This window comes from Bacillus sp. B15-48, assembly GCF_016879755.1.
In the GTDB taxonomy this organism is placed as follows: Bacteria; Bacillota; Bacilli; order Bacillales; family Cytobacillaceae; genus Mesobacillus_B.
This window is the reverse complement of record NZ_WOFU01000002.1, coordinates 423,423-435,575: the sequence shown is the minus strand read 5'-3', so window position 1 is coordinate 435,575 and position 12,153 is coordinate 423,423. Positions and strand designations below refer to the sequence as shown.

Genomic DNA, 12,153 nt, shown 5'->3' with positions numbered 1-12,153 from the left:
GTTTGCATGCAAATCATTTCTGCGATATCACTTTGGTTTATCCCTGTTCTTATTGGATTTATTTTAATCTATGGAACATTAAAAAAGGTCCCAACCTACGAAACATTTGTCGAGGGTGGAAAAGAAGGAATTAAGATGGCGGTTTCGATTATTCCCTTTCTTGTCGGGATGATGGTGGCGATTTCTATTTTTCGGGCGTCAGGGGCACTCGATCATTTGATTGATATGATTCGACCGTTTCTTGAAAAAATAGGGATACCGGCAGACATTATTCCTCTCGCGATTATCCGTCCGATTTCCGGAAATGCAGCGTTAGGGATGACGAGCGATATCATTGCCACACATGGTCCTGATTCATTTATTGGAAGACTCGCTTCTACACTTCAAGGGAGCACAGACACAACTTTTTATGTATTAACTGTTTATTTTGGAGCTGTGGGAATTAAGAAAATGGGGGACGCTCTCAAAGTAGGGTTACTAGCTGACTTAGTTGGATTTATTGCGGCGATCGTCGTAGTAACACTGTTGTTTAAATAATAATGTGATTTTTTCAGGGTGCCTTGATGAAGGGTACCTTTTTTTAAGTTGTGATGCTTTGAAAACAAAGAAAACTATGTCATAATTCATAAGGATGGCAAGCTAGCAAAATAATGATTAGATGAAGAATGAAAATAGGGGTGACCAGCATGGAGAGATTGCAAAAAATAATTGCCCACGCCGGCGTTGCTTCAAGAAGAAAAGCGGAAGAGTTAATTCTTGAAGGCAAAGTGACCGTAAATGGCAACGTAGTGAAGGAATTAGGAACGAAGGTAGGACCCTCTGATAAAATAGAGGTCAATGGAATTCCATTAGAGCGAGAAGAACCGGTCTATTTTCTTTTTTATAAACCGCGCGGAGTTATTTCAAGTGTAAAAGATGATAAAGGGAGAAAAGTAGTTACGGATTATTTTCACCATATTGAGCAACGAATTTATCCGGTGGGGAGACTGGATTTTGATACTTCGGGTGCATTGGTATTAACGAATGATGGCGAGTTTGCGAATTTGCTTATGCATCCGAGCAGTGAGGTTGAAAAAGTATATGTAGCAAAAATAAAAGAAATCCCGTTAAAGGAAAAATTAAGAAGCCTAGAAAGAGGGATCCGTCTAGAGGATGGGAAAACAGCACCTGCAAAGGTGAAGCTATTATCAATCGATAAGAAGAAACAAACATCAATCGTAGAATTAACGATACACGAGGGGAGAAATCGCCAAGTTAGGAGAATGTTTGAGGCAATTGGCCATCCTGTGCTTAAATTAAAACGAGAACGATATGGTACCGTTACACTTCATGGACTAAATGCAGGAGAGGTGAGAGAATTAACTCCACATGAAGTCAAACAGCTCCGTACGTTAGCGATGGAAAAGCGTAAAAAGTAGAATTTTGTTTTAGTATATTATAGACAACGTTTAACAAAGGGGAGAGGTTTCGCAAATGAAAAAAAAGCGATTGTTTATACGAATGTTTATATTAGCGATTCTTGCCGTTGCTGTTGGATATACTCTTTATGCCAATTTCACAAAAGATAATATACAAAAAGTAGAAATTGGGAAAACAGCACCAGATTTCGCTTTAGTAGATATGAATGGTGAGAGGCATCAGCTTTCAGATTATCGAGGAGAAGGGGTTTTTCTGAATTTCTGGGCAACATGGTGTAAGCCTTGCGAGCGAGAAATGCCGTATATTGACAATGCTTATCATTATTTTAAAGATAAGGGTGTAAAGGTTCTTACGGTTGATGTTGGAGAATCTGAGTTAGTTGTCAATAATTTCATTGAACGTCATAATTTAAGCTTTCCAGTGATGATTGATCATGGTACAGTACAAACGGCATACGGGATTAATCCTTTACCGATTACTTTTTTAATTGATAAGGATGGAGTGGTCACTCGTTCACATACCGGGGAGTTGACTCAGCAAATGGTTAATCAGTTTATGGAAGAAATTCAACCGTAATGCAAACAAAAATGGGGAGTTTTGGAGATGAATGAAGTAAAGTGTGAATGCGGGCATGTGAATCCGCACGGGACTGTCCTTTGTGAATCTTGTGGGAAAATACTCGAAGACAGTAAAAAAGATAGTAAGCTTCTCGATATGCGTTACGAAGGAAGTTCGAGAAGGTCACAAACGTATAATAAAACAATGATTGATAAGATCTGGAACTTCTTCTCTTCTGTAAAAGTAGGCGTATGGTTGATTGTGATAACATTATTGGCTTCTATTATTGGAACAATCCTGCCACAGCAAATGTACATTCCACCGATTATGCCCGCAGCGGAATATTATTATGATCAATATGGATGGTTCGGAAAGCTATATTATGATCTTGGCTTCCACAATTTATACAGTTCATGGTGGTATTTACTGTTAATCGCATCGATTGGAATTTCTTTAGTAATATGTAGTTTAGATCGAGTTATTCCGTTATATCGAGCACTGAATAATCAGCGTGTAACTAGACATGAAGGTTTTTTAAAACGCCAAAGATTGTTTGGTATATCGGAGTCTCCAAAAAAGGTCGACTCTTTCGAGCTTCTTAAGAAAAATTTAATCGCGAAACGATATAAAATCCGTGAAGAAAATGGCGATATTTTGGCGGAAAAAAACCGCTTTTCACGGTGGGGTCCATATGTTAATCATATTGGGTTAATTATTTTCTTAATTGGTTCGATGCTTCGCTTTGTTCCAGGAATGTACATTGATGAAACATTATGGATTCGTGAAGGTGAAACGAGAGTCATTCCCGAGACGGATGGCCAATACTATCTTACGCATCATCAATTTATCGTAGAACTATATGATAAAGAAACAGATCCTGAAGTTTTTGAACGAGCTCTTGAACGAAATCAAGGTGTCGTGAAAACGTACCAAGCAAATGTTACCCTTTATGAGACGGCCGGTAATACGGTCGCTGGGGAAGAACCAGAGCTAAATAAGATCAGAGACGCTGAAATCCGTGTAAATGAACCTTTAAAGGTGGACGGGATGGCCCTTTATCAGGTTGATTATAAATTAAATGAGTTAAGTGAAATGACGTTCTCCTTACAAAATAAAGAAACTGGGGAAGAGTTTGGCGATGTCCATATTCATTTAACAAACCCACAAACAACCTATGATTTAGGAAATGGCTATTCTGTGAAAGTAATCAGCTATTTTCCGGATTTTGAGTTTAACGCTGACGGTGAACCAGCAACAAAATCACGTATACCTAATAATCCAGCGTTTATTTTCGAAATGAACACCCCAGATTATCCAGATGGAGAAGTTAGTTTCGTAGCCATTCAGCAGACGATTGAACCATTTGGTGATAATGATTATAAGATGACTTTCAAAGCGGTGGAAACGAAAAATGTTACAGGTTTAACCGTACGTAAAGATAGGACTCTATGGGTTATTTCTTTTGGGGGAATCATCTTTATGATTGGGGTTGTCCAAGGAGCTTATTGGAATCACCGACGTTTATGGGTAAGAAAGACAGGAGACGGGCAAATTTGGCTTGCGGCACATTCGAATAAAAACTGGTACGGTTTAAAACGGGAACTTGAGGTTGTTTTTTCAGGGACAGATTTAGATGTTCCAAAAGATCAGCTTGATGATCAAGAAAGCAAGGATAAGGGGGAGAATTATGGTTGAGTTGAGCGGTAATTTATTATATATATCATTTATCCTCTATTTTATTGCAACGGCATTATTTGGTGGTGCAATTAAGGCGAAAAAGACAGGGGAAAAACAAGAAGGAACAAACAAATGGGCGAAGTTGGCAATCATCATTACGATCATTGGTTTTATATCACAAGTAGGTTATTTTATTACGCGCTGGATTGCTGCAGGGCATGCTCCTGTCAGCAACTTGTTTGAGTTTACTACCTTTTTTGGGTTATGTCTTGTTGGGGCGTTCATCGTTATTTATTATATATACAAAACACCGCTTTTAGGAGTATTTACATTGCCAGTGGCAATATTAATTATTGCTTATGCTAGTATGTTTCCAAGGGAAATTTCACCACTAATCCCAGCTCTACAAAGTGACTGGCTACATATTCACGTAATAACGGCTGCTTTAGGAGAAGCTATTTTAGCCATTTCATTTGCTGCGGGACTAATTTACTTAATAAAAGCAATTGATCAAACAAAAAAGAGTAAGAGTACTTTTTGGTTGGAATTCGTCATGTTTTCAATGATAAGTGTAATCGGTTTTATTGTAGCAGCAGTAGGATTCTCAATCACAGATTATGAAGCGAATTTTAATTTCACTGATAAAAATGGCGTGCAAGCCGTATATGAATACGAAATGCCAGCAATTATTGGGCCAAATGAGTGGGAGTTGACAACAGACGGTGCCTTCACGCCATTAGTTGAAGTTCCAGCAATTATCAATGCGAAAAGACTAAATACAGTTATTTGGTCATTGTTTGTCGGTGCAATCCTTTATGGGTTACTCAGGTTAATTCTGCGTAAACGGGTGGCTGCATCACTCAAACCACTTGTGAAAAATGTAAATCTTGATTTAGTAGATGAGATTAGCTATCGTTCCGTTTTAATTGGTTTCCCAGTTTTTACCCTTGGGGCGTTAATTTTTGCGATGATTTGGGCTCAAATTGCTTGGACCCGGTTTTGGGGATGGGACCCTAAGGAGGTATGGGCACTTATTACATGGCTATTTTATGCTGCCTTTTTACATTTGCGATTGTCCAAAGGTTGGCATGGGGAAAAGTCTGCATGGCTCGCAGTTATTGGCTTTGCGATTATCATGTTTAACTTAATTGTCGTAAACCTGGTCATTGCTGGTTTGCATTCATATGCCGGATCTTAATCAGTTTCATCAACAGAGCCTTCACTATTGAACTCAGTGAAGGTTTTTTCAAAACATCTACTTGATTTATTTTTTTATATTGTCATAAACATGAACAAAATATGATAAAAGTGTGTCTGTTTTTAGGTAATACTAAGGTTAACATTATCAAACAGGTAAAAAACAATAGCAACGAACGATTTCATTCAGTACAATTATTCGTAGGAGGGATTGTTTTAATGGAGAAGGAAATTAAAGTATTAGTAGTGGATGATGAAGAAAGAATTAGAAGATTATTAAAAATGTATTTAGAGCGTGAAAACTATATTATTGATGAAGCAGAAGATGGGAATGAGGCTTTAGCAAAATCGCTAGCAAATGACTACGATGTTATTTTGCTGGATTTAATGATGCCTGGTAAGGATGGAATTGAAGTTTGTCGCGAACTCCGCGAGAAGAAATCAACACCGGTCATTATGCTGACGGCTAAGGGTGAAGAAGTAAATCGTGTTCAAGGTTTTGAAGTTGGGACGGATGATTATATCGTTAAACCGTTTAGTCCTAGGGAAGTAGTACTAAGGGTAAAAGCGATGCTTCGCCGTTCATCTAGTACAAGTTATCTACAGACTGAAACAACAACAAAAGATGTGATTGTGTTCCCTCATCTAACAATTGACAATGATGCACATCGAGTAACCGCAGGCGGAAATGAAGTTAGTTTGACTCCTAAGGAATATGAATTATTATATTTCCTCGCAAAAGCACCAGATAAAGTATTTGATCGCGAACAGCTTCTAAAAGAAGTATGGCATTATGAGTTTTTTGGTGATTTAAGAACGGTGGATACACATGTTAAGCGTTTGCGAGAGAAATTAAATAAAGTTTCTGAGCAAGCAGCAAAGATGATCGTCACGGTATGGGGGGTTGGCTATAAATTTGAGGTAGTCAATGAATGATGTTTTGGCGGAGTGTTGTAGGTAAACTATGGTTTACAATTCTTTTGCTTGTCTCCTTTGTTTTATCCATTTTAACCGTTTTGTTGCTAGAGTTTTTCGAAAACTACACGATAAACGAAGCTAGAAATGATTTAACCTACACAGCGAAGAAAATCTCTCTAAATCTTGAACAACATAGTGGAGGGGAACAAGGGATAGGGCTTGAAATATCATGGGGGTTACTTGATGAAGTAACGAATGCAGCCGTAGTAATGGATGAGGAGACGTATTTTTATTCTCCGAACACGGTGGATTTACCGAATATTCCAGCCTCCTACTTTATAAATGATGATGATTTTCTTCCTGTTTTTCAAGAAGATCAAACAATAGATAAAATTATTACCTACCCAGAAAATGATCGTAGTGGGACCCAATATTTTATCGTAGGGGTTCCCGTACATGGGTTTCAAGGCGACGATGGTGCAGTTTTTATTTATCAGTCCCTTGAGGTCATGGAAGAAACAATACAGCAAACAACAAAATTCATTCTAGTAGCTGCTGGTGTAGCAATCGTTCTCACGACAATTTTCGCATTCTTTCTATCGACTAGAATCAATGCGCCATTACGAAAAATGCGTGAAGTAGCCTTTGAAGTAGCAAGAGGAAAGTTTGATACAAAAGTTCCAATCCTGACAAATGATGAAATCGGTGAATTAGGAACTGCCTTTAACCAGATGGGAAGGCAATTAAAATTTAACATGAATGCTTTAAGTCAGGAGAAGGAGCAACTTTCAAGTATTTTAAGTAGCATGGCAGATGGTGTCATCACGTTTAACCGAGATGGGACAATTTTAATTACGAATCCACCTGCAGAACAATTTTTACGTTATTGGTATTATGAACAAGGAGCGAATGAAAATACCGATGCAGTCCCATCAAAAGTGATGGAACTTTTTCAAATGGCTGTAAGTACGGTAAAGGAACAAGTGGGAGAAGTCACTCTTCAGGGACGTACATGGGTGATTATCGTAAGTCCGTTATTTAATAAAAAGTCGATTCGTGGCGCTGTGGCCGTAATACGGGATATGACTGAAGAACGTAAGCTCGATAAATTAAGAGATGATTTTATTGCTAACGTCTCCCATGAATTACGCACACCAATCTCCATGCTTCAAGGGTACAGTGAGGCAATTGTCGATGGGATTGCAGAAACAAATGAAGAAAAGCAAGAGATGGCTCAAATTATCTATGATGAATCTCTCCGTATGGGTAGATTAGTAAATGAATTATTGGATTTAGCTAGGCTACAGTCAGGACATATGCAGTTAGACGTAGAGAACGTCGATTTGAGGCCTTATATGAATCGGATTATCCGTAAATTCCAAACGCTTGCTAAGGAAAAAGAGAATGAATTGAAAATTGAATTTGAATTGGATGAGAATGAATACTCCTTTGATGCTGACCGGATTGAACAGGTTTTAACCAATTTACTTGATAATGCAATAAGGCATACTGAAAGAGCATCGATAACAGTCTCTGTACAATCAACGGACCGAGGTCTATTATTATTTCAAGTGAGTGATGAGGGACCAGGTATACCTGAAGAGGATCTCCCATTCTTATTTGAACGATTTTATAAAGGCGATAAATCTAGAACGCGTGGTCGTTCCGGAACAGGCTTAGGGCTGGCGATTGCTAAGAATATCATTGATGCCCATAAAGGGAATATCTCGGTAACGAGCAAAGTAGGACACGGAACGACATTTTCCTTTTACATTCCCCGAAATACGGTTGGATGATAAAAATCTTGGCGATTTTTCTTGATTCACAAGAAACAAACATACGAAAAAACCTATCCTATGGGTAGGTTTTTCTATTGCCAGAAAAATTTTTGCTACTAGAATAACTTATTACTAAGCAAGGTATTAGTGCTTTAGATGAAAATCAATTCTTTCTTTTTTTAAATAATAAGAATATAGTAAAGATGAAACTTTTTATACATAAATACGACTAATTTTATGAGTGCGGAGGGGAGAAGCTGATGGACTCCGTTTTTGATGATTTGTATCAAAAATATCACCAAGAGTTATATAGATTTTTATTTTATATGGTTAAAAATAGAGAACAAGCAGAAGACCTTGTACAGGAGGTTTATATACGTGTAATGAAAGCGTATGATCGATTCGAGGGAAATAGCAGTGAAAAGACATGGCTTTTTTCGATTGCAAAGAATGTTGCTATTGACTATTTTCGTAAACAAAAGGGATGGAAGCAACGCATTCTCGAAAAACTCGATTTTTCTACTGTTCAAGTAAAGGATAATATGCCTTTGCCTGATGAAATAACGCAACAGAGGGAAGAAATTCAAATGATCTATCAATGTTTAGATGAGTGTACAGTAGACCAAAAAATGGTCATCCTTCTTAGATATGTTCATGATTTGTCAATTAGCGAAACGGCGGAATCTCTCTCTTGGACTGAAAGTAAAGTGAAAACAACTCAGCACAGAGCAATAAAAGCTCTTAAAAAGCATATGGAAGAAATGGAAATGAAGGTGATGCCTCGTGAGAAATCGAAATGACTACAAGCTTGAGGAATTGCTCAAAAAGCTTCCAAAGGTGACTGATAATCGGCAACCTAATGAAATCTATAAAAATATTAATATGAAAAGAAAGAAAGTGAAAGTGCCAAATTGGTTATTCCCTACTGCTGCCTTCACTGTTGTTGGTTCCCTCCTGTTTATTCTTTCTCCAACCATAATCGGCTGGCAGAACGATAAAAACCATAGCGAAATCGCGCAAACTTCAATTGACACATCACTCGAAGAAGAAACGGCAAAAGAGGAAAATTTCCAAACATTGTTTGAAAATGGACCTTTAATGTACGAGGAAGAAATTAGTGATACTGAGAACCAGCATATGATGGATGTTTCGACAGTGGAGCCAACCTCAGTATATGCTGCTGACCTTGAAGGATATCAAGCATTCACCTTCCCGATACCAGATAAAAATGCGCAAGTATTAGTCCCGGTAACAGTAATGATCGGAAAAGCGCAAAATAAAACGTGGTTTGAGCAGTTTCAGGATACGATGGGGAAGCTGAAAGAAGAAGAGTGGGGGTTAGCTAATTACTATCCGCTAAATGCAAAATTAGACTATAATGAAGCGAATCAAACCGTTCAAGTAGATTTGCCTAGCAATCACGGATATGGGCGTGGATCGGCTTCTGAAACGATGTTTATAGCTACACTTAAGAATTTATTTCCTCAAGAAAAGGTGAAGAAAATTATTTTCACGACTGATGGCCAAAAGGGAATTATGCTTGGTAATTATAGTGAACAGCATGAACTTGATAATTTTAATACAAAGCGACATGCCTATTTCTTCCTATATGACGGGGAAAAGGAACGTCCATATATTGTCCCCACTGAAGATGCTTTTGATAACATAGCAGAGGCATTAGCAGAAATGGGAATGGACCAGGATGAACTTGGTCTAAAGGCTTCCCTTCCTAAAGAAGTGAACATTGATTTTTCGAGTGTTGAACAAGGTTCTGAAACGCTTAAACTAAAGGTAGCAGAAGGGTCAAAGTTGAATGAGGATTTCGTTTATAGTATCGAGGCGATTAGTCTAACGGCCAAAACCTTTGGATACACGACAGTCAAATTGGAGAGTGCTGACGTTGAACAAATTGGCCCATTCAATCTTACAGAAGACATCTATGTTCCTGTTGCGCCTAACAAGAAAATAATGAATGTAGACTAAAGTCTGGTGAACAGCCAGGCTTTTTTCCTTATTTCTGAATAAATCAGTAGCTGGTTACCAAATAATAACACCATGTTTTCATTATACATGGGGTCGTTCTGTTGAACAAAGTTGAATTGGGTCAACCAACTTCGAATGAAATTGCCCCAAGAGAAGTTCGAATAAAAGTAATTAGGAGGAAAAAAATGGGAATCTTTATTAGACGTTTGCTTGTTTGCGGACTTTTCCCCATCTTTTTAAGTCTGTTTTGTATTGACGGCAAACATCCTAAAGCAGAAGACTTGAATGTTCTCACCGACGATTGGATATGGCCGACAGACGGTAAGATTACGGATGTATATGGAACGAGACATGGGACACATAAAGGAATTGATATTGCAGCTGAACCACAAACCGCTATATATGCAGTGGATGCAGGAATAGTGAGTAAATCATACTACTCAGATACATACGGCCATGTGATTTTTATTAAACATCAAAATAATCTTGAGACGGTTTATGCCCATTTAAGTAAGAGAAATGTCTCTGAAGGACAGTCGGTTCACCAAGGAGAGTTAATTGGTCAAATGGGAAATACAGGTGATTCATCTGGGGTGCATTTGCATTTTGAAGTACATGAAGAAGAGTGGACCTATAGTAAGGAGAATGCAATTGACCCCGAAGAGGCATTAGGCTCGACAAAGGTTGGACAACTTGTTTATGCAAATGAGAAAAAATTTGAAGATTCTATCGAAACAGTTGGCCGCTTGTCTGTAAATCAAAAAATGGCAACTAAAAAGTATTTAAATAATCCTCACCATTCAAAAAAAGATGAATATAGAATGCATATCATTCAATCAGGAGAAACCCTTTGGTCGATTTCCAAAACGTATAATACATCGGTTGAGAGGCTTATGGAAATGAATCGACTATCAGACGATGTCATTGCTGAAGGTCAAACATTAAAAGTTGGTGTTGATTAAGGCTACTACTGTAATTAATAAAAAACATCCCTGTCAGTTTCATGACAGGGATGTCTTTTTATCTATAATTATGATTTCTACTCAAACTTTAATGCATCACCGTTAAATGGTTCATCAGCTACTTTAATTGAATCAGTTGGGCAGCCTTCAAATGCATCCATCATATCATCTAATAAAACATCAGGAATTTCAACAATTCCTTCATTTTCATCAAGTGTTACAAACGCGATTCCTTCATCATCATAATCATAAATGTCTGGAGCTGCTGCACCACATGCCCCACAGGCAATGCATGTTTCTTTGTCAACGATTGTGTACTTTGCCATAAAAAAAACCTCCCATATTATAAACAGTTTGGTATCGTTTTCGTAGAAAAATTTTTGAAAACGTAATCCTCATGTATATTGTAAGACTGTCTCACCAACTTTTCAATAAAAAAAAGATTGAGAATGCTTATCAGTGGGTTTTTTGTGTGCATTTCGATAAGATATCATCATAATTTGTCGATTCGTGCTAAAATAAGAAGAGTATACGATACGGTAATCAATAGTATATGCCGCTTTATAAAAATAATCACAAGCAATATTAACTAAAAGGTGATGGAATGTCGATAAGCTATAAACAAGCTGTTTTTCTTTATTGCTTTAAGCAACTAAATGCAGAACGTTCAATCTATTCGCTGTTCCATTTATTCCAAGGGAAGAAGTCAGCTCAAACGATTCAGGATGCTCATTTTTTTAAATTAACTTCATTTTTTCTGTCAGATCCCCTCATTACGAGGGTAGAAATAGATCAAATAGTAGGACAGCTTTACGCTCAAGCTTATCTTTGCGAAACAGTGAAAGACCATTTTCAGTTGACAAAAATGGGTCATGATGAGCTCAGAGAATATAGTTTGAAAACTCCAGTTCCGCCAAGTTTTTTAGCGGGATGGGAATATCATCATCTATCAGGTTTATTTTGGGATAGATTGTCTCTGTTGATTCAAGTAAGTTCAAATCTTATTCATTATAATAAAGGCTTCATTCCAGTTCATAATAAACAAGAGGGATTCGTCTGGTTAAAATCTTATTTAAAACAACATAATATCGATCGGCATGATTTAGCTAGTGAGCTTTATAAGGAATTGGTCTTATGTTTAAGTCAAGAGGACTTCATTTGTCCGTCAGTCCTCGTTTTAAGGTTGACAGGCTTTAAAAAAATAGGTTTAACTCCGAAGCAAATAGCTGAAAAGCTAAAAATGGAAGAATTATACTATCATCATCAATTTTTAAATACTCTCCATTATTTAATTAGCGCAATATGTAAGAGCAGGAACCAGTTTCCATATTTAAGCGGATTAATTAGTGAAGAAAACACACCATCACCTTTAACCCTTTCCACTAAAAAAACATATGAATTTTTAAAAATGGGCTATTCTTTGAAGGAGATCACTCATATCCGAAATTTGAAAATGAATACGATTGAGGACCATATTGTAGAGATTGCGCTACATGTAAAGTCCTTCGATTTACATCGATATGTTGAACCAGATAAAGCGGAAAGAATAATTAAAGCGGCTAAGGAGCTCTCTTCAAGGAAATTGAGAGACATTCGTCAAAAGGTAGAAGACGCAAATTATTTTGAAATTAGGCTTGTGCTAGCTAGAAATGGTGGATAAA

General features: G+C 37.4%; 12 protein-coding genes. 11 read left to right on the top strand and 1 reads right to left on the bottom strand.

The annotated features are described in order from the left end of the window. The first annotated feature begins 6 nt into the window (after window positions 1-6). The 10 genes from GNT69_RS07675 (at window position 7) to GNT69_RS07630 (ending at window position 10,492) form a co-directional block, all read left to right on the top strand. Window positions 7-537, top strand: coding sequence for a spore maturation protein (locus tag GNT69_RS07675; RefSeq protein WP_203554373.1), 531 nt, complete (start codon window positions 7-9; stop codon window positions 535-537). Window positions 538-686: 149 nt separating this feature from the next. Next, window positions 687-1,418, top strand: coding sequence for a 23S rRNA pseudouridine(2605) synthase RluB (gene rluB, locus GNT69_RS07670; RefSeq protein WP_203554372.1), 732 nt, complete (start codon window positions 687-689; stop codon window positions 1,416-1,418). Between the two features lie 55 nt (window positions 1,419-1,473). Beyond that, on the top strand, window positions 1,474-1,995 hold the full coding sequence (gene resA / locus GNT69_RS07665; RefSeq protein WP_203554371.1) for a thiol-disulfide oxidoreductase ResA: 522 nt from the start codon (window positions 1,474-1,476) through the stop codon (window positions 1,993-1,995). A 27-nt stretch (window positions 1,996-2,022) separates the two neighbouring features. Then, entirely contained in the window at window positions 2,023-3,672 is a 1,650-nt protein-coding gene (resB, locus tag GNT69_RS07660; protein ID WP_203554370.1) for a cytochrome c biogenesis protein ResB, read from the top strand. After that, a complete protein-coding gene (gene ccsB, locus GNT69_RS07655) occupies window positions 3,665-4,852 on the top strand; it encodes a c-type cytochrome biogenesis protein CcsB (protein ID WP_203554369.1) in 1,188 nt (395 codons plus the stop codon). The genes resB and ccsB overlap by 8 nt, the downstream gene beginning before the upstream one ends. Before the next feature lie 218 nt (window positions 4,853-5,070). Next, the gene (locus GNT69_RS07650) at window positions 5,071-5,787 is read left to right on the top strand and encodes a response regulator transcription factor (protein ID WP_203554368.1); all 717 of its coding nucleotides are present in this window, start codon (window positions 5,071-5,073) and stop codon (window positions 5,785-5,787) included. Next, window positions 5,784-7,565: an ATP-binding protein gene (locus GNT69_RS07645; RefSeq protein ID WP_203554367.1), complete on the top strand. Its 1,782-nt coding sequence runs from the start codon at window positions 5,784-5,786 to the stop codon at window positions 7,563-7,565. The genes GNT69_RS07650 and GNT69_RS07645 overlap by 4 nt, the downstream gene beginning before the upstream one ends. A gap of 242 nt (window positions 7,566-7,807) precedes the next feature. Next, a complete protein-coding gene (gene sigX / locus GNT69_RS07640; RefSeq protein WP_203554366.1) occupies window positions 7,808-8,347 on the top strand; it encodes an RNA polymerase sigma factor SigX in 540 nt (179 codons plus the stop codon). Continuing rightward, window positions 8,331-9,530, top strand: a complete 1,200-nt coding sequence (locus GNT69_RS07635) for a negative regulator of sigma-X activity (protein ID WP_203554365.1) — start codon at window positions 8,331-8,333, stop codon at window positions 9,528-9,530. Before sigX ends, GNT69_RS07635 begins: the two co-directional genes overlap by 17 nt. 185 nt (window positions 9,531-9,715) lie before the next feature. Further along, complete coding sequence (locus GNT69_RS07630; RefSeq protein ID WP_203554364.1) at window positions 9,716-10,492, top strand: peptidoglycan DD-metalloendopeptidase family protein; 777 nt, start codon at window positions 9,716-9,718, stop codon at window positions 10,490-10,492. A gap of 77 nt (window positions 10,493-10,569) precedes the next feature. Here GNT69_RS07630 and GNT69_RS07625 read toward each other — a convergent pair whose 3' ends face one another. Beyond that, window positions 10,570-10,818, bottom strand: a complete 249-nt coding sequence (locus tag GNT69_RS07625; protein WP_203554363.1) for a ferredoxin — start codon at window positions 10,816-10,818, stop codon at window positions 10,570-10,572. A gap of 278 nt (window positions 10,819-11,096) precedes the next feature. On the opposite strand from GNT69_RS07625, the gene GNT69_RS07620 reads away from it, so the two are divergent. Further along, on the top strand, window positions 11,097-12,152 hold the full coding sequence (locus tag GNT69_RS07620) for a YpbB family protein (RefSeq protein WP_203554362.1): 1,056 nt from the start codon (window positions 11,097-11,099) through the stop codon (window positions 12,150-12,152). Window position 12,153 lies beyond the last annotated feature (1 nt).